This is a genomic window from Halorhodospira sp. 9628, from assembly GCF_022228075.1.
GTDB classification, from domain to species: domain Bacteria; phylum Pseudomonadota; class Gammaproteobacteria; order Nitrococcales; family Halorhodospiraceae; genus Halorhodospira; species Halorhodospira halophila_A.
This window is the reverse complement of record NZ_JAJNRF010000014.1, coordinates 19,350-44,765: the sequence shown is the minus strand read 5'-3', so window position 1 is coordinate 44,765 and position 25,416 is coordinate 19,350. Positions and strand designations below refer to the sequence as shown.

Annotated in this window: 27 protein-coding genes; 14 read left to right on the top strand and 13 right to left on the bottom strand. The window is 70.1% G+C overall.

Annotated elements, in window-relative coordinates; all coding sequences use genetic code 11:
* Positions 1-3: 3 nt before the first annotated feature.
* From LRG10_RS11900 to LRG10_RS11890, 3 genes are read left to right on the top strand one after another with little or no spacing between them, the layout of a single operon-like run.
* Positions 4-1,515: a TolC family outer membrane protein gene (locus tag LRG10_RS11900; protein WP_238635679.1), complete on the top strand. Its 1,512-nt coding sequence runs from the start codon at positions 4-6 to the stop codon at positions 1,513-1,515.
* An 11-nt stretch (positions 1,516-1,526) separates the two neighbouring features.
* Positions 1,527-1,982: a Fur family transcriptional regulator gene (locus LRG10_RS11895; protein WP_201172086.1), complete on the top strand. Its 456-nt coding sequence runs from the start codon at positions 1,527-1,529 to the stop codon at positions 1,980-1,982.
* Positions 1,979-3,145 carry a cation diffusion facilitator family transporter gene (locus LRG10_RS11890; RefSeq protein ID WP_201172089.1) on the top strand — a complete coding sequence of 389 codons (1,167 nt, stop codon included), beginning with the start codon at positions 1,979-1,981 and terminating at the stop codon, positions 3,143-3,145. Before LRG10_RS11895 ends, LRG10_RS11890 begins: the two co-directional genes overlap by 4 nt.
* Here the strand turns inward: LRG10_RS11890 and LRG10_RS11885 are convergent.
* Complete coding sequence (locus LRG10_RS11885; protein WP_201172096.1) at positions 3,132-4,118, bottom strand: serine/threonine protein kinase; 987 nt, start codon at positions 4,116-4,118, stop codon at positions 3,132-3,134. The genes LRG10_RS11890 and LRG10_RS11885 overlap by 14 nt on opposite strands.
* 136 nt (positions 4,119-4,254) lie before the next feature.
* On the opposite strand from LRG10_RS11885, the gene LRG10_RS11880 reads away from it, so the two are divergent.
* The 5 genes from LRG10_RS11880 (at position 4,255) to LRG10_RS11860 (ending at position 8,085) form a co-directional block, all read left to right on the top strand.
* Positions 4,255-4,563 carry a hypothetical protein gene (locus tag LRG10_RS11880; RefSeq protein ID WP_201172097.1) on the top strand — a complete coding sequence of 103 codons (309 nt, stop codon included), beginning with the start codon at positions 4,255-4,257 and terminating at the stop codon, positions 4,561-4,563.
* A gap of 81 nt (positions 4,564-4,644) precedes the next feature.
* Entirely contained in the window at positions 4,645-5,574 is a 930-nt protein-coding gene (locus LRG10_RS11875) for a M23 family metallopeptidase (protein WP_201172099.1), read from the top strand.
* Positions 5,484-6,149: a polymer-forming cytoskeletal protein gene (locus LRG10_RS11870; protein ID WP_201172100.1), complete on the top strand. Its 666-nt coding sequence runs from the start codon at positions 5,484-5,486 to the stop codon at positions 6,147-6,149. The genes LRG10_RS11875 and LRG10_RS11870 overlap by 91 nt, the downstream gene beginning before the upstream one ends.
* A gap of 115 nt (positions 6,150-6,264) precedes the next feature.
* The gene (locus tag LRG10_RS11865; RefSeq protein WP_201242278.1) at positions 6,265-7,422 is read left to right on the top strand and encodes a ParM/StbA family protein; all 1,158 of its coding nucleotides are present in this window, start codon (positions 6,265-6,267) and stop codon (positions 7,420-7,422) included.
* 189 nt (positions 7,423-7,611) lie between these two features.
* On the top strand, positions 7,612-8,085 hold the full coding sequence (locus LRG10_RS11860; RefSeq protein WP_201172104.1) for a phasin family protein: 474 nt from the start codon (positions 7,612-7,614) through the stop codon (positions 8,083-8,085).
* A 91-nt stretch (positions 8,086-8,176) separates the two neighbouring features.
* Here LRG10_RS11860 and purD read toward each other — a convergent pair whose 3' ends face one another.
* The 7 genes from purD to ppa all read right to left on the bottom strand — a co-directional run bounded on the left by purD (position 8,177) and on the right by ppa (position 14,284).
* Positions 8,177-9,466: a phosphoribosylamine--glycine ligase gene (gene purD, locus LRG10_RS11855; RefSeq protein WP_201172106.1), complete on the bottom strand. Its 1,290-nt coding sequence runs from the start codon at positions 9,464-9,466 to the stop codon at positions 8,177-8,179.
* Positions 9,467-9,488: 22 nt separating this feature from the next.
* On the bottom strand, positions 9,489-11,072 hold the full coding sequence (gene purH / locus LRG10_RS11850) for a bifunctional phosphoribosylaminoimidazolecarboxamide formyltransferase/IMP cyclohydrolase (protein WP_201172108.1): 1,584 nt from the start codon (positions 11,070-11,072) through the stop codon (positions 9,489-9,491).
* Positions 11,073-11,091: 19 nt separating this feature from the next.
* On the bottom strand, positions 11,092-11,388 hold the full coding sequence (fis, locus tag LRG10_RS11845) for a DNA-binding transcriptional regulator Fis (protein WP_201172119.1): 297 nt from the start codon (positions 11,386-11,388) through the stop codon (positions 11,092-11,094).
* Between the two features lie 71 nt (positions 11,389-11,459).
* Positions 11,460-12,401 (bottom strand): DUF3426 domain-containing protein, encoded by a 942-nt coding sequence (locus LRG10_RS11840; RefSeq protein ID WP_238635678.1) that lies wholly within the window; start codon positions 12,399-12,401, stop codon positions 11,460-11,462.
* Positions 12,402-12,439: 38 nt separating this feature from the next.
* On the bottom strand, positions 12,440-13,321 hold the full coding sequence (prmA, locus tag LRG10_RS11835; protein ID WP_238635677.1) for a 50S ribosomal protein L11 methyltransferase: 882 nt from the start codon (positions 13,319-13,321) through the stop codon (positions 12,440-12,442).
* 3 nt (positions 13,322-13,324) lie between these two features.
* Positions 13,325-13,666, bottom strand: coding sequence for a hypothetical protein (locus LRG10_RS11830; RefSeq protein WP_201172126.1), 342 nt, complete (start codon positions 13,664-13,666; stop codon positions 13,325-13,327).
* Positions 13,667-13,753: 87 nt separating this feature from the next.
* Positions 13,754-14,284 (bottom strand): inorganic diphosphatase, encoded by a 531-nt coding sequence (ppa, locus tag LRG10_RS11825; RefSeq protein WP_201172136.1) that lies wholly within the window; start codon positions 14,282-14,284, stop codon positions 13,754-13,756.
* A gap of 222 nt (positions 14,285-14,506) precedes the next feature.
* Here ppa and LRG10_RS11820 point away from each other — a divergent pair, with 222 nt between their 5' ends.
* From LRG10_RS11820 to LRG10_RS11805, 4 genes are read left to right on the top strand one after another with little or no spacing between them, the layout of a single operon-like run.
* Entirely contained in the window at positions 14,507-15,007 is a 501-nt protein-coding gene (locus LRG10_RS11820; RefSeq protein WP_201172139.1) for a hypothetical protein, read from the top strand.
* Between the two features lie 12 nt (positions 15,008-15,019).
* Positions 15,020-16,387 (top strand): UDP-N-acetylmuramate:L-alanyl-gamma-D-glutamyl-meso-diaminopimelate ligase, encoded by a 1,368-nt coding sequence (mpl, locus tag LRG10_RS11815; protein ID WP_238634196.1) that lies wholly within the window; start codon positions 15,020-15,022, stop codon positions 16,385-16,387.
* Positions 16,384-16,992, top strand: coding sequence for a flavin prenyltransferase UbiX (locus tag LRG10_RS11810; RefSeq protein WP_238635676.1), 609 nt, complete (start codon positions 16,384-16,386; stop codon positions 16,990-16,992). The genes mpl and LRG10_RS11810 overlap by 4 nt, the downstream gene beginning before the upstream one ends.
* The gene (locus tag LRG10_RS11805) at positions 16,992-17,594 is read left to right on the top strand and encodes an LON peptidase substrate-binding domain-containing protein (protein WP_201172154.1); all 603 of its coding nucleotides are present in this window, start codon (positions 16,992-16,994) and stop codon (positions 17,592-17,594) included. The genes LRG10_RS11810 and LRG10_RS11805 overlap by 1 nt, the downstream gene beginning before the upstream one ends.
* A gap of 261 nt (positions 17,595-17,855) precedes the next feature.
* On the opposite strand, the gene LRG10_RS11800 is transcribed toward LRG10_RS11805, so the two are convergent.
* From LRG10_RS11800 to LRG10_RS11780, 5 genes are all read right to left on the bottom strand, one after another.
* A complete protein-coding gene (locus tag LRG10_RS11800; protein WP_238635675.1) occupies positions 17,856-19,850 on the bottom strand; it encodes a DedA family protein in 1,995 nt (664 codons plus the stop codon).
* Positions 19,851-19,994: 144 nt separating this feature from the next.
* Positions 19,995-21,275 (bottom strand): glutamate-1-semialdehyde 2,1-aminomutase, encoded by a 1,281-nt coding sequence (gene hemL / locus LRG10_RS11795; RefSeq protein WP_201172158.1) that lies wholly within the window; start codon positions 21,273-21,275, stop codon positions 19,995-19,997.
* 42 nt (positions 21,276-21,317) lie between these two features.
* Complete coding sequence (gene thiE, locus LRG10_RS11790) at positions 21,318-21,947, bottom strand: thiamine phosphate synthase (RefSeq protein WP_201172160.1); 630 nt, start codon at positions 21,945-21,947, stop codon at positions 21,318-21,320.
* Between the two features lie 7 nt (positions 21,948-21,954).
* Positions 21,955-22,125 (bottom strand): rubredoxin, encoded by a 171-nt coding sequence (locus LRG10_RS11785; protein ID WP_201172163.1) that lies wholly within the window; start codon positions 22,123-22,125, stop codon positions 21,955-21,957.
* A gap of 33 nt (positions 22,126-22,158) precedes the next feature.
* Positions 22,159-23,439, bottom strand: coding sequence for an MFS transporter (locus tag LRG10_RS11780; RefSeq protein ID WP_201172562.1), 1,281 nt, complete (start codon positions 23,437-23,439; stop codon positions 22,159-22,161).
* A gap of 149 nt (positions 23,440-23,588) precedes the next feature.
* On the opposite strand from LRG10_RS11780, the gene LRG10_RS11775 reads away from it, so the two are divergent.
* Together LRG10_RS11775 and LRG10_RS11770 are read left to right on the top strand one after the other, a co-directional pair.
* On the top strand, positions 23,589-24,878 hold the full coding sequence (locus LRG10_RS11775) for a DEAD/DEAH box helicase (RefSeq protein ID WP_238634024.1): 1,290 nt from the start codon (positions 23,589-23,591) through the stop codon (positions 24,876-24,878).
* Between the two features lie 85 nt (positions 24,879-24,963).
* The gene (locus tag LRG10_RS11770; protein WP_201172183.1) at positions 24,964-25,398 is read left to right on the top strand and encodes an HPP family protein; all 435 of its coding nucleotides are present in this window, start codon (positions 24,964-24,966) and stop codon (positions 25,396-25,398) included.
* Positions 25,399-25,416: the final 18 nt, after the last annotated feature.

Sequence of the window (25,416 nt, the reverse complement as noted above, 5' to 3'; positions counted from 1 at the left end):
CCCATGAAGCGAGGCAACACGAGAGCGCAGTTCAGGCTCGCCCCCCGGTTCACCGGCTGGACCCTGGCCGCCCTACTGGCGCTGCCCGGGGCCATCGCCGCCGGTGACAACGGCAACAACGACAACGACGCCGCGGAGGCGGTGGTCGACGCCCCGGTCCCGGTGGAGGACGACGAGGACGCCCTGGCGCCGGCGGAGGTCAAGGAGCGAGACCCGCAACAGGACCTGCTGCAGGTGTACCGGCTGGCCCTGGAGGCGGACCGCAGCCTGGCCGCCGCCCTCAACCGGCGCCGCGCCGCCGACGAGGAGATCGCCCAGGCCCGCTCGCAGTTCCTGCCACAGATCACCGCCTCGGCGGGCTACGAGGACCGCGAGACTGCGATCGACATCGACGGGCAAGCCGATTTCGACGACGAGAGCCGCGGCTGGGACGCCTCGCTGTCGCTGACCCAGCCGATCTTCCGGCGCGGCAACTTCATCGACCTGGAGCGGGCCCGTACCGCCGTGGACCGGGCCGACGTGGAGCTCTCCCTGGCCGAGCAGGCACTGGTGGTGGATGTCACCGAGGCCTACTTCGACGTCCTGCTGGCCCAGGACGAGCAGGCCCTGGTCGAGGCCGAGCTGGCCGCCGTCGAGAGCCAGCTGCGCCGGGCCGAGCGGGCCCTGGAGGTGGGGACCGGCACCCAGACCGACGTCGACGAGGCGCGGGCCGCATTCGACCGGGTGCGCGCCGAGCAGGTGGCCGTGGACAACCAGGTGGAGGTCGCCCAGCAGGCACTGCGCCGGCTGACCGGCGAACTGCCCGGCGAGCTGGCCGGCCTGGGCGAGACGTTCGAGCCCAAGCCGGTGGAGCCCACCGACACCGACCACTGGGTGGACCTGGCCCAGCGCTACAACCTGGAGGTCCAGCTCGCCGAGCGCGACGACCAGTTGGCCCGACACGATGTCGAAAGCCAGCGGGCCGATCGCTGGCCGGAAGTAGAGCTCGAGGCGAGCTACCGCCATTTCGACGGCGAGGAGACCTTCCGGCAGGGTTCGGCCGCGACGGATCCGGAGACCCTTGACCAGATTCAGGACACGCGGACCATCCGCTTACAGGCTTCCATCCCTCTATTCACCGGCGGGGCCATCTCCAGCCGGGTGCGCCAGGCCGAGGCGGAGCGCACCGCGGCCAGCGACGACCTGGCCGATCAGCGCCGGGCCGCTGCCCTGGACGCCCGTTCCGCCTTCCTCGGCCTGACCTCGGAGCTGGAGCGAGTCCGGGCGCTGGAGCAGGCCCTCGTCTCGGCGCGCAGCAACGAGGCCTCGGTGCGTCGCGGCCAGGAGGTAGGTACCCGCACCACCACCGACGTCCTCGACGCCCAGAGCCAACGCTTCGAGACCAAGCGCGACCTGGCTGCGGCGCGTTATGATTACCTGCTGAACTTCGTGCAGCTGCAGGTGGCCGCCGGACTGGCGGTGGACGAGACGGTCATCCGCGAGGTCAACGAACAGCTGCAATCGGTTTCCCGATAACCCCGGATCCCATGAAACAAGCAGCGTGCACGACGACCACGGACGAAGCCCTGCAGGCCCTGCGTGACGCGGGGCTGCGCCTGACCCAGCCGCGGCGGCAGATCGTCGCCACCCTGGTGGCCGCCGATACCCCGCTGAGCCCGCGCGAGCTGCATCAGCAGCTCGGGTCTACGGCGTGCGACCCGGTGACGGTCTACCGCTGCCTGACCGACTTCGAACGCCTCGGGCTCGTGCACCGCCACGAGTTCGGGGACGGCTCCACCCGCTACCAGCTGGTGGAGGCCGACGGCAGCCACCAGCACTACGTCATCTGCCGGCACTGCCAGCGCAAGGACCCCATCCACGCCTGCCCGGCGGACCTCGAAGCCGCGGTGCGCGCCCGCGGCTACGCCGGGGTCAGCCACACCCTGGAGTTCTTCGGCGTGTGCCCGGACTGCCAGCAGGGATCCGATCAGGAGCCGCGGTGAGCGCCTCCCGAGCCACGCGCACTGCCGAGGATCCTGCACGGGCCAAGCGCCGGGTCACCCTGATCGGCGGGGTGATCAATCTCTTCCTCGGCTCCGGTAAGATCGTCGCCGGCTGGCTGGGGCAATCCCAGGCCTTGGTCGTGGACGGGGTCCACTCCCTCTCGGACCTGGCCTCCGACGCCCTGGTGTACGTGGCCGCCACCTACGGGAGCCAAGAAGCGGACAGCGACCACCCGTACGGCCACGCCCGCATCGAGACGGCGGCGACCGCCGGCATCGGCGCGGTGCTCCTGCTGGTGGCCGCCGGGTTCATCTACGACGCGGTACAGCGGCTACTCGTCGCCCCGGAGTCGCTCTGGGTGCCGGGCTGGCTTGCCCTCGGCGCAGCGCTGGCGTCGCTGGTCATCAAGGAGGGCCTCTACCACTACACCCGGTGGGTGGCCAACCGGGCGCACTCGAACCTCATCCACGCCAATGCCTGGCACCACCGCTCCGATGCCCTCTCCTCCGTGGTGGTCATCGGCGGCATCATCGGCGTATTCCTGGGGCTACCGTGGCTGGACGCCGTCGCCGCCATCGTGGTGGCACTGATGCTCGCCCACGTGGGGATCCGCTTCGCCTGGCGCTCGGTCTGCGAGCTGGTCGATACCGGCCTCGATCCGGAGCAGGTGGCGCGCATCGAGGGACTGGTCGGCGAGATCGACGGGGTTCGCGACGTTCACGGCCTGCGCAGCCGGCACATGGCCGAGGAGGCACTGATCGACCTGCACATCCAGGTGGACCCGCGGCTGAGCGTCTCCGAGGGCCACCGGATCAGTGAGGCCGTGCGCCGGCGCCTCATCGAGGACATCGGCGTGGTCACGGAAGTGCTGGTGCACGTCGACCACGAGCCGCCGCACTGGGACGAGGCCACCGCCGCCCTGCCCCTGCGCAGCAAGGTCGAGCGCGACCTACAGACCGCCTGGTCGGGCATCCAGGGGGGCGACAGCGTCGAGCGCGTCGACCTGCACTATATGGAGGGACGCCTGGAGGTGGAACTCCACCTGCCCTGGGGCCCGGACTGCGACACTACCGCCCTGCACCAACGTGCCACCCAGCTGGCCGCAGCCGCCGAGGGCCTGGCCTACGTCAGCGCCTGTCGGGTCCACTTCATCGGACGCTGAGCGGGGGCTCGGCCAAAGCAGCCAGTTGCTCGCGCAGCGCCAACATGTGTTCCTCCCAGTAGCGGGGCTCGGCGAACCAGGGGAAGGCCTGCGGGAACGCCGGATCCTCCCAGCGCTCCGCCAGCCAGGCGGCGTGGCGCATCAGCCGCAGGGTGCGCAGGGGCTCGATCAGGTGCAGCTCGCGCGGGTCGAGCTCACAAAAGGTCCGGTACCCCTCCAGGACCGCCTCGAGGAACGACTCCTGCTCGGCCCGCTCGCCGGGAAGCAGCATCCAGAGATCCTGGACGGCCGGCCCGGTGCAGGTGTCATCCAGGTCCACCAGATGGAACCCGGCCTCGGTCTGCAGCACGTTCCCCGGGTGGAAATCGCCGTGCACGCGGATCGGGCGCACCGCCCCGGCACGCTCCCAGCAGGCGCTCACCGCCTCGAGGAGATCCTCGGTAAGGGTGGCGTAGGCCTCCTCCAGGTGCGGCGGCAGCCAGTTGCCGGCCAGCAGCCGGTCCCGGACCCGCCGGCCGTGATCCCCCGGGTCGAGGGCGGGACGATGGGTGAAGGCACCGCCCCCGCCGACGACATGGATGCGACCCAGGTAGGCGCCCAGGCGGCGAAGCACGTCGCGGTTGTCCACCTCCAGCATGCGCCCGCCCCGCATGGGATACAGGGCGATGCGGAAGCCGTGGCTGTGGGCCAGGGTGCTCGCTCCACAGCGCATGGGCGCCACCACCGGCACCTCGGCGGCGACCAGCTCCTCGCTGAAGGCGTGCTCCTCGAGGATCTGCGCATCGTCCCAGCGCCCGGGGCGGTAGAATTTGGCCACCACGGCCGGGCCGTCCTCCACCCCGACCATGTAGACCCGGTTCTCGTAGCTGTTCAGTGCCAGCAACCGGCCGTCGCTGCGCACGCCGCCGACGGCCTCGACGGCATCGAGGACGGTGTCGGGACCGAGGGTCTCGAACGGGTGGCGCGTATCCATGAACCGGCTCCTACAGCTGGGTGTGGGCGACGACGGTCGTCCGGGGGACGGCCCCGGCCCCGCAGTCAGGGTAGCCCGCGGGCTGGTCGGCCGGCTATCCTTGGCCCTTTGAAAGGTCAAGCAGGTGGGAAACCCCATGCGCATGCAGAACGTCGAACGCGGGCCGATCGCGCGGGTCGCGGGCGTCATCGGGGCCATCGCCGTCATCGCCCTGGCGGCAACGCTCGGGATCGTCGTGCTGGCGGTGATGCTCGGTCTGGCCCTCATCGGTGCCGTGATCATCGCCGCCCGCACGTGGTGGCTACGCCGCCAGATGCGTCGCGCCGCCGCCCGCGGCGAAGGCTTCGACCCGGCACGCCGATCCGGCACGCCGACCCGTGGCCGGATCATCGAGGGCGAGTACAGCCGCGGCTCAGAGGACGATCCGCGTCATCCGCGGCGCTGAGTTGAGCCCGCCCCGGCAAAAGCGGCAGGAACCGCCGCGCCCCCGGGAGCGACCCGTTCGCCATAGGGGAGCAGAGACGGCGTGAAGGATCGTTTCACGGTCACCATCACCGACTTCCGCGGCGCCCGCCACTATTCGCTGCACCAGATCGCCAAGCGCTTCGCGCTGGCCCTGGCCGGCGGCTTGGCGCTTGTGCTGCTCGCAGGCGCCCTCGCCCTCCATGCGCTCAACGACAAGATCACCGAACTGAACCAGGTCCGCGCCGACAAGGCCGAGGCCGCCCGCCAGATCGAGCGGCGCAACGAGGAACTCCGCGAGCTGGTCAGCGAGCGGGAGCAAGAGATCCACCGCATGGATCTCGAGCTCGGCCACATCGAGACCCTGGTCGGACTCGATCCCCAGCCGGAGGCCAAGCGCCGCGAGCGGCTCGACACCGCCGGCCAGACGGCGCTCGAGAAGGCGCTGATGTTGCGAACCATCCCCAGCGGCTGGCCCCTCCAAGAGGAGTCACGAATCACCAGCGGCTACGGCTGGCGGACCCATCCGGTGACCGGCGAGCGCTCGTTCCACGCCGCGGTCGATCTGCGCGCACCGGTGGGCGAGAAGATCGTCGCCACCGCCGACGGGGTAGTCAACTTTGCGGCCAAGCACCAGGGCAGCGGGCTCGGCAAGCTGGTCATCCTCGCCCACGATTTCGGTTTCCAGACCCACTACGCCCACCTGAGCCGGATCGAGGTGGAGACCGGCGAGTTCGTCGAAGAGGGCGATGTCATTGCCCGCTCCGGGGCCACCGGCAATGTCAACGGCCCCCATCTGCACTACGAGATCTGGCACACCCAGCGCAAGCTGAACCCGGAACCGTTTCTGGACTGGAGCCTGGAGAACTATGAAGAGCTCTTTGAAGAAGAGGGCCGCGTAAAATGGGAATCATTGGCAAAGGGGATCAATCGAAGAGCCGAAGCCCTGGAACGACAGTTATCTGCGACGGCACGCGACTGGTCGGAGAACTGACCCTGGAGTCGAACCTGCACCTGGACGGGCAGATCAAGGGCACCATCGTCTCGGACCATGACGTGAGTATCGGCCACACCGGCCGCTTCGAGGGCAATATCAAGGCCCACCGTCTGCTGGTCAGTGGCTACGTGGAAGGCGTGATCGACTGCGCCAGCCTCGAGATCGTCGCCGAGGGGCGCGTCTTCGGCGAGCTCCACAGCGACGACTTCATCATCGAGGCCGGCGGCCAGTTCCTCGGCGAGAGCCATCCGCGGCGCGAGGTGCCACTGGCCGCCTTGCAGCATGAAGCCGGCCGGGAGTCGCAACTGACCGGGCCGGAACAGGCGCAGGCGCCAGCACAGGCGGAGACCGGGGCCGATACCGAGGCCGGGGCCACCCCGACGACGGACACCCCGCCCGAGCCCGAACCGGAACCGCCGCGTGCCGACCCCAGGCCCGAGCCGCACCGGGAGGAAGCGCACGGCCCGGCGGAGGAACCTGAGCAAGCGCAGGGAAGGCAGGAGCAGGAAGAAGAGGAGCCGTCGCGCAATGTCCGCCCCCAGCCGAGGCAGACGTTCTGGGGGCGGCGCTGATCTGTGGCGGGCCCGCCGGCGGCGTGTGCTAGCATGGCCGGTATCCGCCTGGGGGATTCAGGGTTTCTGAGCGCCCAGACAGAGACGGCGAACGGGCAACAGAGGGGGAGACGCCGTGGAACGTTGTATTGGCCTGGACATGGGGTACGGGTTCATCAAGATCGATGACGGCCGCGAGGGGCACGTATTCCCCAGCGTCGTCGGCGAGGGCGAGTCGGGCATGCCGATGTCCCTGGGCGTGGCCCAGCGCAGCGGCAGCAGCGAGCTGCGCATCACCTACGGTGGTAAGAGCTATCTGCTGGGCGACTACGCCATCCGCCACTCGCGCCTGGCGCACCGGGGACTGTCGCCGACCCGCGCGGAGGGGGACGACCTCAAGATCCTCTTCCTCGGCGCCCTCAGCCTCTACGCCCGCGAGACGGTGAACAACTTCCACGTGGTCACCGGCCTGCCACCAGGCCGCATGCACATGGCCGACGACCTGGTCCGCCAGCTGCGCGGCGACCACGAGGTCATCCGCCACGTCGGCCCGAGCCGCTTCGGGGTCAGCATTCGGCTCGAGAACATCGAGGTGGTCCCGCAGCCGGTGGGCAGCTTCTGGGCCGAGGTCCTCGACGACCGCGGGCAGATCCGCGGCGATCACCCGCTGCTCAACGGCCGCGTCGGCATCATGGACATCGGCTTCCGCACCAGCGACTTTGCCACCGTGATCGACGGCGAGTACTCCCCGGGCTTCTGCAAGACGGTGCCGCTGGGGATCTCCTTCGGCTACGAGGAGATCGCCCAGGAACTCTCCACCCAGTACGGGCTCGAGCGCGAGCAGTACACGCTGGACGAGGCCATCATCCAGGGCCAGGTCAACGTCAACGGGCGACCGGTAGACATCGTCGAGCTCCGCGACCGCATCTTCGGCGACATCGCCACCAAACTGCTGGTCGAGGCCCGCTCGATGTGGCAGATCCAAGAGTACGACCACATCATCATCACCGGTGGCGGTGGCCGGGTGCTCGAGCGCTACCTCCGGCCCGAGCTCTCCCAGGCCCAGCTGGCGCAGGACTCCGTCACCGCCAATGCCCGCGGCTACTTCAACTGGGCCTATTTCAACGCCCAGCAGCGCGCCGCGGAGATGGGCCACGCCGCCGAGCAGGAGGCCCCGCAGGAGGACTACCGTTCCGGCAGCTACGGCACCGGCAGTACCACCTACAGCCGCGGGGGCGACAGCGGCGGGGACGGCGCGGCCGTGCCGCCAGCCCGCAGCGGCAGCGAGGGCTGACCGCCTCCCGCTGGGGCCCACGCCCCGGCGAGCGGATCGGACCGAGGGGCCGCGCCGCCTGGCGCGGCCCCTTTTTGTTTGGCGTGGGTCAATCTGCTGTTGCAACGCAACACGGGTGGTGCTATGTTGCATCGCACAAGGCATGGCGAGCGGTCATGCCTCGAGCAGCTTCAACAAGGAGAGAGACCCATGCAAGACCAGCTCAACAAGACCATGCAGCAGTTCCAGAAGATGATGGAGCCGAGCCGCAAGCTCAACGCGCTGCTCCTCGACCACGCCGAGAAGGTCGCTCACCTGAACCTGGAGGCGGCGCGCTCCTACACCGACCTGGCCATGGAGCAGATGCGCAAGGCCATGGAGGTCCGTGATCCGGAGAGCTTCCAGAACTACCTGAACGACCAGGGCAAGGTCGTGCAGACGATGAGCAACAAGTTCACCGAGAACGCCAGCACCCTGGCCGACATCAGCAAGAACATGGGCGAGGAAGTGCAGAAGATCGCCCAGGAGAACGTCACGGCCATGACCGAGACGATGCAGGGCCAGGCCGAGAAGGCCACCGGCAAGGGCCGCAGCGCGGGCAGCAGTGCCAGCGGTGGTGCCTCGGCGGGTGGCAGCGGCAGTGGCTCCGCCGCCTCCGGCAGCAGCAGCAAGAAGTCCGCGTAACCCCTCCGGGGATTCGCGACAACGGAGCCGGTGCCCCGCGGGGCGCCGGCTCCGTTTCGTTCAGCCCCCTCAACGGGGCACCGGGGGGGGTTCAGCCGGTTTCCCGGGCAATGGCCCGGGCACCGATGTCCCGCCGGTAAAACACCCCCTCCCAGTGGATGGCGGCGACACCGCGATAAGCGGCCTGTTGCGCAGCAGCCACACGCTCGCCCAGGGCGCAGCAGCAGAGCACCCGACCGCCGTTGGTCACCACCCGGCCGTCGGCGTCGAGGGTCGTGCCCCCGTGGAAGACCTTGCAGCCGGTGTGCTCGGCGTCGTCGAGCCCTTCAATGACATCGCCCCGCTCCACCGGCCCCGGATAGCCGGCCGCCGCCATCACCACGCCGACCGCCGGGCGCGGATCCCAGCTCAGCGCCACCTCCGGCAGCCGGCCGTCGAGGGCAGCCCGGCAGAGCTCGGCGAAGTCCGCATCCAGGCGCATCAGCAGGGGTTGCGCCTCCGGGTCGCCCAGGCGGCAGTTGTACTCGAGGACGCGCGGATGGCCCTCGTCGTCGATCATCAGCCCGGCGTAGAGAAACCCCTTGTAGGGCCGCCCCTCGGCGGCCAGCCCGCGGACCGTGGGCCGGATCACCTCGTCCATGACCCGCTGGTAGAGCCGTTCATCCATCAGCGGCGCCGGCGAGTACGCGCCCATCCCCCCGGTGTTCGGACCCTCATCACCGTCGTCCCGCGGTTTGTGATCCTGAGAGCTGGCCATCGCCACCACATGCTCGCCGTCGACCAGGGCGATGAAGCTCAGCTCCTCGCCCTGCAGGCACTCCTCGACCACGACGCGCGCACCGGCGTCCCCGAAGGCCTGGCCTGAGAGCATGCGCTCGGCGGCCAGCAGGGCGGCATCCTTGGTCGCCGCCACCTCGACACCCTTGCCCGAGGCCAGCCCATCGGCCTTGATGACCATCGGCGCGGGGTGTTCCCGGATGTAGTCGGTGGCCGCGCCCAGATCGTCAAAGGTCCGGTAGGCCGCCGTGGGGATCCCGTGACGGGCCATGAAGGCCTTGGCGAAGGCCTTGGAGCCCTCCAGCTCCGCGGCGGCCGCGGTCGGGCCCAGACAGGGGAGCCCCGCCTCCTGGAACGCGTCCACCACCCCGGCCACCAGCGGTGCCTCGGGCCCAACCACCGTAAAGGCCACCGCTTGTTCCCGGGCCTGCTGGACCAGCGCCGGGACGTCCTCCGCGCCAACCTGGATGTTCCGGACCCCGGGCTCGCGGGCGGTGCCGGCGTTACCGGGGGCGACGAGCACCTCTTCGACCTGCGCCGAGCGCGCCAGGGCCCAGGCCATGGCGTGCTCGCGACCGCCCCCTCCGATAACCAGTACCTTCATCCTCTACCTCGCTTGGCCGCGTTCAGTGGCGGAAGTGGCGCATCCCGGTGAAGACCATGGCCAGGCCATGCTCGTCGGCGGCGTCGATCACCTCTTGGTCGCGCATCGAGCCACCGGGCTGGATGAGCGCCGCGGCACCGGCCTCGGCGGCCTGATCGACTCCGTCCCGGAACGGGAAGAAGGCGTCGGAGGCGAGCACCGAGCCCTGCAGGGCGAGCCCCGCATCCGACGCCTTCTCGCAGGCGATCCGGGTACTGAACACGCGGCTCATCTGCCCGGCCCCCACACCGAGGGTGCGCTGCCCGCCCGCAAAGACGATGGCGTTGGACTTGACGTGCCGCACCACTTCCCAGGCGAAGCGCAGGTCGGCCCATTCGGCGTCGGTGGGCTGACGCCGGGTGACCACCCGCAGGTCGGCCGGATCGACCACTGCGGTGTCTCGATCCTGGACCAGGAGACCGCCGCGCACCCGCTTGAGCTCCAGATCTGCGCCAGCCTTCCGCGGCCAGCGGCCGGTCTGCAGCACGCGCACGTTGGCCTTGGCGGAGAAGCGCGACAGGGCCTCGTCGGTGACCGCCGGGGCAATGACCACCTCCACGAACTGGCGATCCAGGATGGCACCGGCCAACTCGGCGTCGACGGTGTCGTTGAAGGCGATGATGCCACCGAAGGCCGAGGTCGGGTCGACCTCGAAGGCCCGGTCGTAGGCCTCGCGCAGGGTCTCGGCACAGGCCACACCGCAGGGGTTGGCATGCTTGACGATGACACAGGCCGGCGCCTCGAACCCCTTGACGCACTCCAGCGCGGCATCGGTATCGGCGACGTTGTTGTAGGACAGGGCCTTGCCCTGGAGCTGGCGCGCCGTGGCGACGCTGGCCTCACCGGGGGTGACGTCACGGTAGAAGGCAGCGGACTGATGCGGGTTCTCGCCATAGCGCATATCCGCGATCTTCTCCACCTGCAACGTCCAGATACCCGGGAAATCGCCCTGCTGCTCACCCTGCTCGTCGCGCTGGCTCAGGTAGGCGGCGATGGCGCCATCGTAGCGTGCGGTGTGGCTGAACGCCCGGGTTGCCAGGTGGTGACGCAGGGCCCGGCTGGTCCCGCCCAGGCGCTGGACTTCGTCCAGGACCCGATCGTAGGCGGCAGCCTCGGTGACCACCGCCACATCGGTGTGGTTCTTGGCCGCGGCACGGATCATGGCCGGCCCGCCGACGTCGATGTTCTCGATGGCCTCGGCCAGCGTGCAATCCTCGGCGGCGACGGCCTGCTCGAAGGGGTAGAGGTTCACGCAGAGCAGGTCGATGGGCCCGATGCCGTGCTCGTCCATGACCGCGTCGTCCGTGCCGCGCCGCCCCAGCAGCCCGCCGTGGATGCGCGGATGCAGGGTCTTGACCCGGCCATCCATGATCTCCGGGAAGCCGGTCTCGGCCGAAACCTCACGCACCGGGATACCGGCCTCGCCCAGCAGGCGGGCCGTACCACCGGTCGAGAGGATCTCGACGCCTTGCTCATGCAGGGCCCGGGCGAAGCCCTCCACCCCGCTCTTGTCGGAAACGCTGATCAAGGCCCGCCGCAGGGGCCGCACGCCGTCGTTGGTCGCCATATTGGATTGTCCGGGTTGTTCAGTTGTAGTCGATGCCGTGATCGCGCAGCTTCTTGCGCAGGGTCGCCCGATTAAGGCCGAGCAGCTGCGCAGCCCGCGTCTGATTGCCAGAGCAGTAGTCCATCACCGACTCGAGGAGCGGAACCTCCACCTCGTTGAGCACGAGCCGATAGAGACCATTGCAGTCGTGCCCGTCCAGCTCCCTGAAATAGTCATCCAGGGCGCGACTGACCGCCTCGCGGATGGGCCCCCCCACCTCGCCGTCGCCGCCCCTGCCAGGACCCTGTCCGGGACCGGGTCCCTTGCCGTCCTGCATGCATCACCCCCATTCATGTCTGTCTGGAAGGATAACAGAGCCGACCGGCGGCCCCCCGGGCCCTGGCGGCCCTACTCGACCGGTCGGAATGACAGCGAGAAACTCTCGGCCCCGCCGTCGGGCTCTGCCACGTAGAGTTCCACCGGGATCCGAGCCCCCGGCTCCATGCCCGCGCCCAGGCGCGCCCGCAGACGGCTGTCGGCCACGTAGTCCTCAGGGCGAACCCAGCGCTCGCCGGTCACGTGGCCGTCCAGATCCCGCAGTGTCAGCCGCATCTCGGGATAGGGCAGGCGCCGCTCGCCGGTGTGCACCAGCACCCCGCCGAGCATCAGCGCATCGTCCCGACGCGGATCCGGCTCCAGCCAGCGCTCCTCGACCTCGATGACGTCGTAGCTCGCCGCGGTCTCCAGCTGGCAGTCGTACACGGCGCAGACCGCCGAGAGCCACGCCCGCGTCCCGGGCAGCTCGAGCAGCTGCGCGCGGTAGAGGTACGAGCCATGGACCAGGGCCGCCGCCAAAACCAGCACGCCAGCGGCGGTCATCCAGAGGCGCCGCTTGGGCCTCGTGCCAGCCCCCGGGGCGCGGGCGGGACGCTGCCCGGCACGCAGCTCGGCCAGGACCTGCTCCCAGTCGGCCTCGGACCCCCCCGGTTCGGCTGCCCGATCCGCCGCCTCCGGGCCGGAACCTGCGCGCTCCCCCGCGGTCGAGCGCTCACCGACGAGGGCCTGCAGGTCCACCGGCCGATCGCCGCTGTCGTCGGGCAGCAGTCGGCCGATGGCCGACATCTGCGGTCCCAGGGCGGGGATGCGCACCTCGTCCCCACCGGCGGACCGGGACGGCGGGGCCCCGTCGGTCGTCGCGGCACCCGGCTCGCCGGGCAAGTCCTCGCTCAGCGCCTGAACCGCGTCGAAGGTGGTCTGGCACAGGCCACAGGTAACCCGACCGCGCGCCTGGCGAAGCTGCCACGCACGCAGCGCGAAGATCGTCCCGCATCCAGGGCACTGGGTGTACACGGGCTTCCCTCGTTGTTGGAAAATCCGGCGACCGACGTTCAGGCGGTGCGGGTGCCGCTGACCAGCACCCAGTCGCCGCGAGTCTGCAGCGCATCCCAGGCGATGCTGCCCTGGAAGGCATCCATGACCTGCTGCTCCTGCCCCAGGAGGATCCCGGAGAGCGCCAGGCGCCCACCGACGCGAACGCCGCTACGCAGCTCACCGGCCAGCTCCACCAGCGTCGATGCAAGGATATTGGCGACGAGGAAATCGGCGCAATACGCCGGCCGCTGATCGACGGCGTACGCCGGGACCCAATCGGCGACACCGTTGCGCTCGGCGTTGTCGCGGCTGGCGATCACTGCCTGGGGGTCGTTATCGACGGCCATGCAGCGGGCCGCGCCCAGACGTACCGCAGCCACGGCCAGGACGCCAGAGCCGGCGCCGAAATCGAGGCCGTCACGCCCCTGGATCGGCTCGCCATCAAGCCACTGCAGGCACAGCGCCGTGGTCTCGTGGGTGCCGGTGCCGAAGGCCAGCCCCGGGTCGAGGTGGATGGCCACGGCGTCGCGCGGCAGCTCCGGCTCGCTCCCGGTGGGGACGATCCAAAGCCGCTCGCCGAAGGCCATGGGGCGGAAGTGGTCGAGCCACTCGCGCTCCCAGGCACGATCCTCCAGCGTCTCCGCCTGCCAGCCTTGCAGACGTTCGCCCAGCTGCCCGGCGAGCAGCTTGTAAAGGTCCTCGGGATCGGTCCCGGCAGGAAACAGCGCGGCAACTCGAACCCTCTCCCACATCGGGTGCTCGCCCACGCCGGGCTCGAGGAGCACGGTGCCGTCATCGGCCTGGTAGGTCTGGGACAGCGCCCCGGCCAGTTCCAGGGCGCCATCCACGGCATCGAGGTCGCCGGCGGCGACCTCCAGCGTCACCTGCAGCTGCGCCACGACTCAGGAACCTTGTCGCGGGGTCGGGGGAACCACGAAGCAGGCGGCCTGCTCGCGGGTATAGAAGCAGCCGTCGCGCTCGAACCCGGAGACCACCCTCTGCTTCACCGCGATGACCCGACCGCGGTCGTCGCGTTCGCTGATCAGCTCCTCGGGCAGACCGTCGAGGCGGTGAAAGGGGGCCGGCTGCCCGTTCCCGCTGCAGGAGAGGTAGATCGTCCCCGTCTCGGTGTCCAGGAAGGCCGGGCGGAAGCCGTGGTCCCGGTTGCAAGCGCTGACGCCACCGGTCCCCTGGAACGTGGCGTTCTCACACTTGAGTCGCTCTGCCGTAAGGGCGCGAGCCATCGCTCACCACCTCCGAACGTCGATACCGCTTCACGGGTTATCGGCCGCTCCACTGGCCCCCTGAGTCGGGCAACGCTCCCTGCGTTGCTACTGATTCCGGTAGTTGGACACCGCGTGCTCGATCTCGGCTCGCGCGGCGTCGGCGCCCTTCCAGTCGCGCACCTGAACCCACTTGCCGGGCTCAAGATCCTTGTAGTGCTCAAAGAAGTGGCTAATCTCCTGCAGCAGGCGCGGCGGCAGGTCGTCGGGCCCCTTCACCTCGCTGTAGTCGGTGGTCAGCTTGTCCACCGGAACCGCAATCAGCTTGGCATCCTCGCCGGACTCGTCCGCCATCTCCAGCACACCCACCGGGCGGCAGCGGATCACCGAGCCGGGCTGCAACGGCAGGGGGGTGATGACCAGGGCGTCTACCGGATCGCCATCATCGGCCAGCGTCTGCGGCACAAAGCCGTAGTTGCACGGATAGTGCATGGCCGTGGCCATGATGCGATCGACGGTGAGCGCACCCGTCTCCTTATCCACTTCGTACTTCACGGGGCCGCCGTGGAGCGGGATCTCGATGACGACGTTGATATCGTCCGGAATCGACCGCCCGGCGGGCACGGAATCGAGGCTCATGCAGTTACTCCGTTCAGTAGAGGACGTTTGCGTATCGAGGAACGGTTCGACAGGGGCGAACTGTAACGCCGTTGCTGCGCCGCGGCAAGCAAGGCCGCGGCGCAACCGGCCGCCCCGTAAGGGGCCCTATGCCAGCGCACCCCGGCGTCGACGTCAACCGGCGGCATCGTGCCGCCATGCCATGCGGTATGATTGGGCCGAACAACCACCCAGGGGGAGAGCATGGGTCCTTTGCTGCAGAAACTGGTGGGGATCTGCCTCTTTCGCGACGGTCCCCAGGATCTGCCCTACTCGGCCACGCACCTGCTCGGGTTGATCGGGGCGAGCATGATCCTAACCTACATCGCCGCGGACAACCTCCCGGACACGGGCACCGTCGGCCTGCAGGTGGTGGTCGCGACCGGCTTCAGCCTGGCCTTCCTCTACGCCCTGCTCCTGCTGCGCGGACTAACGCCGCGCTTCACCCAGAGCGCCACGGCGATGTTCGGCACCGACGTGCTGATCGGCATCCCGGTCACACTGATGACCTTCCCCATCGCCGCCTACGGCGCGGAGCAGGCCCAGGGCGCCGCCGCCGGCATCCTCTTGCTCTGGTTCTGGCAGGTGGCCATCCTCGGGCACATCTTCCGGCATACGCTGGAGATGCGCCTGGCGCTCGGCATCCTCCTGGCGCTGGCGTACAGCTTCCTCAGCTTTCAGGTGGTCCAGCTGGCCGCCGACTGATCGGGACGGTCCATGAAGATACACATCCTCGGTATATGCGGCACGTTCATGGGCGGCGTCGCCCTCCTCGCCCGGGAGAGCGGGCACGCGGTGGACGGCAGCGACAGCGCGGCGTGGCCACCGATGAGCGACATCCTCGACCAGGCGGGCGTCCCGGTCCGACCCGGCTACGACGCCGCCCACCTGGAACCCGCCCCGGACCGGGTGGTCATCGGCAACGCCCTCTCCCGCGGCAACCCGGCTGTCGAGCACATCCTGGACCGCGGGCTGCCCTACCAGTCCGGTCCCGCGTGGCTGGCAGAGAACGTCCTCAACGGCCGCTGCGTGGTAGCCATCGCCGGCACCCACGGCAAGACCACCACCGCCTCGATGACTGCTTGGGCCCTGGAGCGCTGCGGCCTCGACCCGGGCTATCTGATCGGCGGCGCCCCGGGGTTCAGCGAGCGCTCCGCCCGGCTAGGCACCGGTTCGCCCTTCGTGGTGGAGGCCGACGAGTACGACACGGCCTTCTTCGACAAGCGCGCCAAGGTCGTCCACTACCAGCCCCGCGTCCTGCTGCTGAACAATCTGGAGTACGACCACGCCGACATCTACCCGGATCTGGAGGCCATCGCCACGCAGCTCCACCATGCGGTGCGTACCGTCCCCGGCAACGGCCGCGTGCTCATCAACGGCGATGACCCCAACCTGCCCGCCGTCGTCGCGCGCGGCTGCTGGTCGCGGCTGGAGCGAATCGGCTTTGGCGCCGACAATGACTGGCGCATCACCGCCGACGACGGCCCTGACGCCGGCGCCGTACTCCTGCACCGGCGCACTCCGCTCGGCCCGCTGCATCCGCCGCAGCCGGGCCGCCACAACCTGGCCAATGCCGCGGCGGCGGTGGCGGCTGCCGCCGGGGCCGGGGCAGATCCGACCACCGCCCTGGAAGCCGTGAACGCCTTCCCCGGCGTCCGCCGCCGGCTGGAGGTGCGCGGCCGCGTCGGCGGGGTCGAGGTCATCGACGACTTCGCCCACCACCCCAGCGCCGTGGCCGCCACCCTGGAGGCCCTGGCCGCCCCGGGGCGGCGACTGCTGGCCGTGCTGGAGCCGCGCTCGAACACCATGCGCCTGGGCATCCACCGCCGGCAGCTGGCCGACGCCCTGGCCCGCGCCGACCACGCCTTCGTGTTGACCCCACCGGACCTGCCCTGGTCCGTCCCCGAGGCCCTGGCACCACTGGGAGGGCGCCTGCATACCGCCGCCGAGGTCGACCACCTGGCCCGGCTCGCCCTGGCCGAGGCGCGCCCTGGCGACCGCCTGGTGGTGATGAGCAACGGCGCCTTCGGCAACATCCACGAGCGACTGCTGGCCGGCCTGGAGGCCGGGAGCGCCCCGGCATGAGCGGGGTCAGCGTCGCCCTAACCGGGGCCTCTGGCCTGCAGTACGGTCTGCGCCTGGTGCAGACCCTCGCCGGGGCGGGCGAGACCGTCCATCTGCTGGTCTCCGATGCTGCCCGGGTGGTTGCCGGACTGGAGACGGACACGCCGCTACCCCGGCGCAGCGCCGAGTTGCACCGCCAACTGGTCGGGGCCCTAGACATCGATCCGGCGCGGCTCCACGTCTACAGTGATCAGCAGTGGACCGCACCCCTGGCTTCCGGCTCGGCAGCCCCGCAACGCATGGTGGTCTGCCCCTGCACCACCGGCACCCTGGCGGCGATCGCCGGCGGACACTCGGACAGCCTGATCGAGCGCGCCGCCGATGTGGTACTCAAGGAGCGCGGTCAACTGGTGGTGGTTCCGCGGGAGACCCCGCTCTCGGCGATCCACCTGGAGCATATGCTGTCCCTGACGCGGCTCGGCGTGGTGGTCCTGCCGGCCAACCCGGGGTTCTACCATCGGCCGCAGCGGGTCGAGGACCTGATCGACTTCGTCGTGGCACGGATCCTGGACCACTTGGATGTGGCCCACGACCTGGGCCCCCGCTGGGGCAAGGAGAGCGACTGATGGACGATGAGCTGCCGCTGTTCCCTCTGCGTACAGTGCTTTTCCCGGGTGGGCGACTGGAGCTGCGCATCTTCGAGCGCCGCTATCTGGATCTGGTCACCTACTGCCTGCGCAACGACAACACCGGCTTCGGCATCTGCCTGATCGAGAATGGCGGCGAGGCGGGGCTGCCGGCCCGTCCCCACGCCGTGGGGACGGAGGTGCGCATCATCGACTGGGACCAGCGCAGCGACGGTCTGCTGGGGATCACCGTCGAGGGACAGCGGCGCTTCGAGATCCTTGAGCGGCAGACCCCGACGGGGAAGGTGCAACAGGCGCAGGTGCGCTGGCTGACCGACCCGCCGGCGCCGCAACTGGACGCCGAGCTCCGCCCGCTGGCCGATCTGCTGGAGCGAATCCTCGATCAGATCGGCGGCCTGTACGGGGCCATGCCCCGCCAGCTCGATGATGCCGGCTGGGTCAGCGCGCGGCTATCGGAGCTGTTGCCGATCCCCACCGAGGCGAAGCAGCAGCTGCTGGAGATCGACGCCCCGGAGGAGCGCCTGGAGCTGCTGCGCCGGGCCCTGGAGCAGGACTCGCCGCCCCGCGGCGACGCCGACTAGCCCCACGCACCGGGCGTTGCGGTGTGCCCCCCGAGGCCGGGGCCTTTGAGCGTGCCGAGCCGCGCAGCCCCGGCGGGGGGCCAGCGCGAACCTTTCCGGTTCGCGCTGGTCAGCGAGGTTTTGTCCGAGCGGCGCGACCGCGCCGCGAGTTAAGCGAGCGGCCCCGCCGGGGCGAGCAGCGCAGGGGACCCCGCCGCCAGGCGGGGCGCGCTCATCAGGCCCCGGCCTCGGGGGGCACACCGCAACGCCCGGCGGGGGGGGTCAGCGACCAGCGTCGCCGGACAGGGCCCGGGCGGGCAAGATGCGGATCGGCTGTGCCGGCTCCAGGATGCGTAGATCCCCCGTGGTCAACAGCCGATCCACCACACGGATGCGCTCACCGGGTGTCACCGGCCGAGACTGGATCGCCGCCACCGGCCAGCCGCTCTGGAGGCGCTCCACCTCCAGGCTGACCAGCCACACCGATGCCGCCTCGCCCGTGACGCTCATCGGCGCCGGCCACAGGCGCAGTACCAACCGTCGCTCCGAATCGGCCGGTATCACCCGAATCAGCGCCGGCAGACGCCCCCGGTACCAGCGCGGCAGCGGCGCCATTCGGTACAGATCCGGCTCCGGCTGCAACCAGCGCAACGCCCCGTAGAGGCGGCGCTGGGGCTCCTGCCAGCCGGCTTCATCGAGCCGGGCAACCAGTGTCTCCGGCTCCGCCAACCACTGCAGGTCCACCGCACGGCGGCCGCCGTCAAGCCAACGCAGTTCCCGTCCGAACGGGTGCGCCGGCCCCACCTCCAGCCACTCGGCAACCGTCAGCTCCGGCGGATCGGCCTGGGCGACGAAGCGCTGGCGCTCCTCGGGGAGGATCAACGCCGCCTTCACCACCACCCCAGCCACCAGGACCAGGGCCACGATGGCCGGCAAGGTTCGCTCCGGAAGGCGCCGCTGTGAAGCCGTGCGCGCCAGCACCACCAGCCCGGCGATGACCACGCCCAGCAGCAGGCCGCCCACCGCATCCGCCAGCCACAAATCCCCGACCACCACACCGCCGATTGCGGCCAGCAGCGGGATCCCCACCCCCACCACCTGCACCGGGCGGCGCAGCGGCCCGTAGGCCACCGTGGCCAGGACCCCTGAGGCCAGGACCAGCGTCGTGAAGCCGGCCAGCGCCGGCGACGGGAAGGCCAGCGGTGGGGCGCCGCGGTAGAGCGTGGCGGTGCTCAAGTTGCCACTGACCACCCCCAGCAGCACCGCCAACAGGGCCGCTGCAGGGACGATCAGGCCGAGCACGGCGGCCACCCGCAGGCGACCGCCCCAGGCCACCCAGGCCACCCCGGCCAGCCAGGCCGGCACCCAGGCCTGCGGCTCGAGGAGCAGGGCCGGCATGACGAAAGCCGCGCGCAGGCCGGTATCCAGTTCGCTCATCAGCACCGCCAGCAGCGCCTCGTCCACCAGCGTTGGCCCGCCCCACCACCCCTGGTACAGGGTCAGCACCATCAGGGCGAGCAGCGCCGCCCACCAGATCCACCCGGCGCCATAACTGAATGCGCGCAGGGCGTGGCGCGGACCACTAAGCACCTGGGCGGCCACCGGATGAACCCGTCCCCAGGCCCGGGCCCGCCAGGCGATCAGGGCCGCCGCCCGGCGCAGGCGCGGCGCGATCAGGTGGCGCGCCAGCCACCAGCCGGCCCAAACAGCGATCAGGGCGATCAGCAGCAGCGCCCCAAGGCGCAGCGACACCGATGCGGCCACGGCCAGCGAGGCGCCGAAGACCATCCCTGGCAGCAGGTAGGCCGGCGCCCAGAGCACCGCCGAGACCAGGTTCACGAGCAGGAAGGGCCGCGGCGGCATGTTCATCATGCCGGCGATGGCCGGGATGATCCCCCGCACCGGGCCCACGAAACGTCCAAAGAAGAGGCTCTTGCCACCGTGAGCAGCGAAGAAGGCGTCCCCCTTGGCGAGGGCACCGGGGTAGCGGCGCAGCGGCCAGTAGGTGCGCAGCCGATCGCCGAAGTGGCGACCGAGCCAATAGCTGATGGAGTCGCCGACGAAAGCCCCGGAAAAGGCGGCGACCAGACTCGGCCATAGCTCCAGATGCCCGGTGCCCACCAAGGCCCCCGCGAAGAACAGCAGCGTGGCACCGGGGACGATCAGACCGGCCACCACCACCCCCTCGCAGAGGGCGATGAGGAAGATGACCAAGGTGGCCCAGCCCGGGTGGGCCGCCACCCAGTCGAGCAGACCGGCGATCCAGGAGAGATCCATCAGTTCGCTGCTCCAGGCTGTCGGTCCCCGCTCGGGACAGACCTGCCCGCAGATAAAAAGATCCGGAGGGGCCGCAGCCCCGCCGGATCCGTGGATGCGCAGGTCCGGGCCGGCAGCGGCCCACCCGCGCGCGCCCGCACCCGCCTAGACGCGGGCGAAGGCACGCTCGGCGGCGTCCAGGGTCTCCTGCACCGCCGTGTCGTCGTGGGCCAGCGAGACGAAGCCGGCCTCGAAGGCCGCCGGCGCCAGGTAGACGCCCTCTTCCAGCATGGCGTGGAAGAAGCGGTTGAACGCCTCGAGGTCGCAGGCCTTGACCTGGTCGAAGCGGGTGACCGGCGCGTCTTCCGTGAAGAACAGGCCGAACATGCTCCCGGCCTGGTTCGTGGCCAGCGGGATGCCGGCGGCATCGGCCCGCTCCTTGATGCCGTCGACCACGCGCGTGGTGGTCTGCTCCAGACCCTCGAACGCCCCCGGGGCGGTGATCCGCTCCAGGGTCGCCAGCCCAGCGGCCATGGTCACCGGATTGCCGGAGAGCGTCCCGGCTTGGTAGACGCCACCGGTGGGGGCCAACCCTTCCATGATCTCGCGCCGGCCGCCGAAGGCGCCCACCGGCATGCCGCCGCCGACCACCTTACCCAGGCAGGTCAGGTCCGGGGTGATGCCGTAGCGCCCCTGGGCGCACTGCGGCCCGACGCGGAAGCCGGTCATGACCTCATCGAAGATCAGCAGGGCGTCGGTGCGGTCGCAGACCTCGCGCAGCTTCTCCAGGAAACCGGGCACCGGCGGCACGCAGTTCATGTTGCCGGCCACCGGCTCGACGATCACCGCGGCGATCTCGCTACCATGCTCGTTGAAGCACTGCTCCACCGCCTCGATGTCGTTGTAGGGCACGGTCAGGGTCTCGGCGACCACAGCCTCCGGGACGCCGGGGCACCCGGGCACGCCCAGGGTCAGGGCCCCGGAACCGGCCTGGGCCAGCAGCGCGTCGACGTGGCCGTGGTAATTGCCCTGGAACTTGACGATCTTGTCGCGCCCGGTGAAGCCACGAGCCAGGCGCAGGGCGCTCATGGTCGCCTCCGTGCCGGAGTTGACCAGGCGCACCATCTCCAGCGACGGCACGTGCTGGCAGAGGGTGCGGGCCATCTCCACCTCAAGTTCCACCGGGGTCCCGAAGGACAGCCCACGCGCGGCGGTCTCCTGCACGCGCCGGACGATCTCGGGATCCGCGTGACCGGCGACCAGCGGCCCCCAAGAGCAGACGTAGTCGACGTAGCGCTTGCCGTCCACGTCCCACATGTACGGCCCCTCGCCGCGCTCGAAGAAGATCGGTTCGCCGCCGACCCCCTTGAACGCGCGCACCGGGGAGTTGACACCGCCGGGGATCAGCTCCCGGGCCTGCTGGAACAACTGATGGGTGCGCTGCATGGGTACTCCTCTTGTCTTGTGATTCGGTCTCGGGACGGGATTCTACCGACTGCGCTGCCACTGGGCGACGAGCTGCCGGGCCGCCGCCTCCGCATCCTCGGCGGCGAATAGCGCGCTGACCACGGCAGCGGCGTCGGCCCCTGCGGCGGCCACCTCGTGGAGGTTCCCGGCGTCGATCCCGCCGATGGCGACGGTCGGACAGCCCGTGGCCTCGCGCCCGGTGCGCAGCAGCTCCATGGGCGCCAGGCCGGACTCCGGCTTAGTCGGCGAGGGGAAGACACTGCCGAAGGCCACGTAGTCCGCCCCCTCGGCCACCAGCCGGCGGGCCCGCTCCAGGTCGTCGTAGCACGATACGCCGATCCAGGCGGCATCGCCCAGCCGCTGCCGGGCCGCTGTCACGGAGCCGTCGTCGCGGCCCAGGTGGACCCCGTGGGCCCCGACGGCCTCGGCCAGGGCCACGTCATCATTGACCAGGAATAGGGCATCCGCGTCCGCGCAGAGCCGACGCAGCGCCGTCGCCTCACGCCGCCGACGCTCGCCGTCGTCACCCTTATCGCGGTACTGGACGATCCCCACCCCGCCGCGCAGCACGGCCGCCACGGCATCCTCGAGATCGGGGCGGGGCTGGGTCACCGCGTAGACCCCCGTCAGTTGACTTGCTCGCTTCTCCACGTCGACCTCACACCTCCATCGGCTCGAAGGCCTCCTTGCCGGCGCTGCACTCCGGGCAGAGGAAGCCCTCCGGCAGATCCTCAAAGGCAGTCCCCGGCTCGATCCCCTCGTCCGGGACCCCCTGACTCTCGTCGTACATCCAGCCACACACGGTACAAACCCAGACACGCTCGGCCACGACGGCCCCTCCCTGTATCGATTCCGACCCGCCTCACTCTACCAAAGCCTGTCCCCGTGCCCGACCCCGCGCCTCGTCGACCCCCAGGGCGACCAGGAAGGCACCGGCGAACAGCACCGCACACAGCAGGATCGCCGACTGCAGGCCGACGGCCGCCTGCAGCGCACCAACGCCGACCAAGCCGCCGGCGGCGGCCAGCTTGGTCGCCAACCCCCAGAACCCGAAGAACTCCGCGGCACGCCCCGGCGGTGCGAACAGGCCCACCAGCGTCCGCCCGGCGGACTGGCACGAGCCCAAGGCCAGGCCGGCAGCCACCCCGGCGGCGAGGAACACGTACTGTGCCTGCCACTGCGTGCCCAGCCAGCGGTTGAGCGCTTCGGTCAGCTCCGGCGTGAGCCAGATCAGCAGGATCGCCACCACCCACATCACCAGGGTCACCATGTAGGTGCGCTTGGCACCGAAACGATCCTGGGTCAGGCCGAAGCCGATGGCACCGGCCGCCGCCGAGAACTGGGTCACCACGAACATGATCAGCCGGGCCCGCTCGTCCCAGCCGATCACCTGGGCCCCGTAGATGAAGGCGTAGGCGATGACGATGGCCAGCCCCGACATGGCCATCAGCAGTGAGACCATAAACACGGCCAGATCGCGCAGGTAGCCGAGGCTGCGCAGGGTGCGCCCGACACGCTCGGCACCGAGCCGGATATAGCCCCGCCCGGCCGGCAGCCGGCGCGCCTGGCCGCGCTCGCGCAGCCACAGGAAGGTGGGGATGGCACAGATCAGGAAGAACGCGGCGGCGAAGGGCCCCACCCAGCGGATGCGGTCGAAGTTCTCCTCACTGACCTCGCCGAGGACCAGCACCGTGAACGCGGTGGCGAACAGCCCGCCGATGTAGCCCAGCGACCAGCCCAGCCCCGAGACCCGGCCCATCTCCCGCGGCCCGGCGATATCCGGCAGGAAACCGGCGATGAACGCCTCGCCCATGGAGTAGGCGTAACTGGAGATCACGATCAGCACGAAACCGAGGACGACGTATCCCGGCTCCACCCAGTAGAGCGCCGCGGTGGCGGCGACGGTGGTGATATAGCTGAGGAAAAGGAAGCGGCGCTTGGCCGCCGCGTAATCCATGACCGCGCCGAAGATCGGCGCGGTGGCCACCACGCCCAGATAGCTCAGCGCCAGCGCCGTGCTCCACAGCAGGTTGCCCAGCCGGTAGTCGTCGCCGCCGTCGCCGACGATCACCCGTGTGAACAGGTCGCCGTAGATGACGGTGATGATCAGCAGGGTGTAGGCCTGATTGGCGAAATCGAACATCGCCCAGCCGAACACCTCGCGCCGCGGCGCCCTGCTCGTTGCCCAGACCACGGGACCTCCCGCCAATCGGCCACCTTACGCCGGACACCGTACAGGGAGAGCCGCCCGGCGGCTAGCGGGCGGCGGCGGAGTCCGGTACCCTGAACGGCATGAGCGAAACTCACCTGACCGATCAGCGTTTTACCGACCTACCCATCCACGACGCGGTGCTCGACGGACTCGATGACGCGGGCCTGACCCACTGCACCCCGATCCAGGCGGAGACCCTGCCCCGGACGCTGGCCGGCGGCAACATCGCCGGCGAGGCGCAGACCGGAACCGGCAAGACCGCCGCCTTTGTCATCGCCACCCTCCACCATCTGATGAGCCATCCGGTGGACGAGGACGCCGTCGGCCCCTGGGCGATCATGCTCGCCCCGACCCGCGAGCTGGCCCTGCAGATCTACCACGACGCCGAGCAGATCGGTGCCTACACCGGCCTGAAGTTCGCCGCCGTCTACGGTGGCACCGGCTACGATTCGCAGCGCCAGCAGCTCCAGGACGGGGTCGATGTCATCATCGGCACACCCGGGCGGATCATCGACTTTTACAAGCAGAAGGTCTTCAGCCTGCGCAACATCGAGGTGGTGGTCCTTGACGAGGCCGATCGCATGTTCGACCTCGGCTTCATCTCGGACATCCGCTTCCTGCTCCGGCGCATGCCCCGGGCCGAGCAGCGGCTCAACCTGCTGTTCTCCGCCACCCTCTCCTACCGGGTCATGGAGCTGGCCTGGGAGCACATGGGCGACCCACCCCGGGTGGCGGTAGAGAGCGAGCAGCGCACCGCCGATCACGTCCGCCAGACGCTCTACCACGTGGCCAAGGAGGACAAGACCTCCTTCGTGGTCGGGCTGCTGCAGCACATCGACCCACGGCGTACCCTGATCTTCGCCAACACCAAGCGCGCCGCCGAGCGCCTGGTGGGCTACCTCAAGGGCAACGGCATCGAGGCGGCGGTCATCTCCGGCGACATCCCGCAGAACAAGCGCGAACAGCTGCTTGAACGCTTCCGCAGCGGCGATCTGCCGGTGCTGGTCGGCACCGACGTGGCCGCTCGCGGGCTGCACATCGACGCCGTCAGCCACGTCATCAACTTCGACCTGCCCAACGATCCGGAGGACTACGTCCACCGCATCGGGCGCACGGCGCGTGCCGGCGAGAGCGGCGATGCCATCTCCCTGGCCTGCGATGAATACGTCTTCTCGCTGCCGGACATCGAGGCGTACCTGACCGAGAAGATCCCCTCGGCGCCGCCGCCGCAGGAGTATTTCGCCGAGCTGGCGCCGCCGAAGATGCCGCGCAAGCCGCGCAACGGCGGAGGCCCGCGCCGTTCCGGGGGGCAGAGCGGACGTGGACCGTCTTCGCGCCGGCGCAGCAGCGGGGCGCGGAGTTCGCGCTGAGGCGTCTGGTCTCGCCCCGCGCGGGCGTGTCATAGTCGGAGGCGAGGGGCGCGACCGCCGGGGCAGACAAGGCGAACGGGAGACCATGTACGACTTCCTCAGCTACCGCGTAAGCGATTACATGACCACGGCGCCGAAGACGGTGGGCCACGAGACCCCGCTGCGCGAGCTCCAGCGCCTGTTCGACGCCCACGACTTCAACGGCGTGCCCGTGGTGGACGAGCAGCAGCGGCTGCTCGGGCTGGCCACCAAGCTCGACCTGCTCAAGGCGTTCACCTTCACCCCGGACGCCATGGTGCCGCGCTACGACGCCATCATGGAGCGTCCGGTCCACGAGGTCATGACCCGCGAGCCCATCACGGTGCCACCGGACCTGCCCCTGACCCGCGTCCTGCAGCGCATGGTGGACATGCGCACCAAGGGGTTCCCGGTGGTCGATGACGAAGGTCGCGTGGTCGGCGTGATCGCCCGCGAGGATCTGCTTGGCGCCCTGCGGGACGCCACCAGCAGCACCGGCTAGGCAGCAGAGGGCCGCACC

Coding starts and splice junctions, on each gene's coding strand:
- LRG10_RS11900 (WP_238635679.1), top strand. CDS start 4: ATGAAGCGAGGCAACACGAGAGCGCAGTTCAGGCTCGCCCCCCGGTTC.
- LRG10_RS11895 (WP_201172086.1), top strand. CDS start 1,527: ATGAAACAAGCAGCGTGCACGACGACCACGGACGAAGCCCTGCAGGCC.
- LRG10_RS11885 (WP_201172096.1), bottom strand. CDS start 4,118: ATGGATACGCGCCACCCGTTCGAGACCCTCGGTCCCGACACCGTCCTC.
- LRG10_RS11880 (WP_201172097.1), top strand. CDS start 4,255: ATGCGCATGCAGAACGTCGAACGCGGGCCGATCGCGCGGGTCGCGGGC.
- LRG10_RS11870 (WP_201172100.1), top strand. CDS start 5,484: ATGGGAATCATTGGCAAAGGGGATCAATCGAAGAGCCGAAGCCCTGGA.
- LRG10_RS11860 (WP_201172104.1), top strand. CDS start 7,612: ATGCAAGACCAGCTCAACAAGACCATGCAGCAGTTCCAGAAGATGATG.
- purD (WP_201172106.1), bottom strand. CDS start 9,466: ATGAAGGTACTGGTTATCGGAGGGGGCGGTCGCGAGCACGCCATGGCC.
- purH (WP_201172108.1), bottom strand. CDS start 11,072: ATGGCGACCAACGACGGCGTGCGGCCCCTGCGGCGGGCCTTGATCAGC.
- fis (WP_201172119.1), bottom strand. CDS start 11,388: ATGCAGGACGGCAAGGGACCCGGTCCCGGACAGGGTCCTGGCAGGGGC.
- LRG10_RS11830 (WP_201172126.1), bottom strand. CDS start 13,666: ATGGCTCGCGCCCTTACGGCAGAGCGACTCAAGTGTGAGAACGCCACG.
- ppa (WP_201172136.1), bottom strand. CDS start 14,284: ATGAGCCTCGATTCCGTGCCCGCCGGGCGGTCGATTCCGGACGATATC.
- LRG10_RS11820 (WP_201172139.1), top strand. CDS start 14,507: ATGGGTCCTTTGCTGCAGAAACTGGTGGGGATCTGCCTCTTTCGCGAC.
- mpl (WP_238634196.1), top strand. CDS start 15,020: ATGAAGATACACATCCTCGGTATATGCGGCACGTTCATGGGCGGCGTC.
- LRG10_RS11810 (WP_238635676.1), top strand. CDS start 16,384: ATGAGCGGGGTCAGCGTCGCCCTAACCGGGGCCTCTGGCCTGCAGTAC.
- LRG10_RS11805 (WP_201172154.1), top strand. CDS start 16,992: ATGGACGATGAGCTGCCGCTGTTCCCTCTGCGTACAGTGCTTTTCCCG.
- LRG10_RS11800 (WP_238635675.1), bottom strand. CDS start 19,850: ATGGATCTCTCCTGGATCGCCGGTCTGCTCGACTGGGTGGCGGCCCAC.
- hemL (WP_201172158.1), bottom strand. CDS start 21,275: ATGCAGCGCACCCATCAGTTGTTCCAGCAGGCCCGGGAGCTGATCCCC.
- LRG10_RS11780 (WP_201172562.1), bottom strand. CDS start 23,439: ATGTTCGATTTCGCCAATCAGGCCTACACCCTGCTGATCATCACCGTC.
- LRG10_RS11775 (WP_238634024.1), top strand. CDS start 23,589: ATGAGCGAAACTCACCTGACCGATCAGCGTTTTACCGACCTACCCATC.
- LRG10_RS11770 (WP_201172183.1), top strand. CDS start 24,964: ATGTACGACTTCCTCAGCTACCGCGTAAGCGATTACATGACCACGGCG.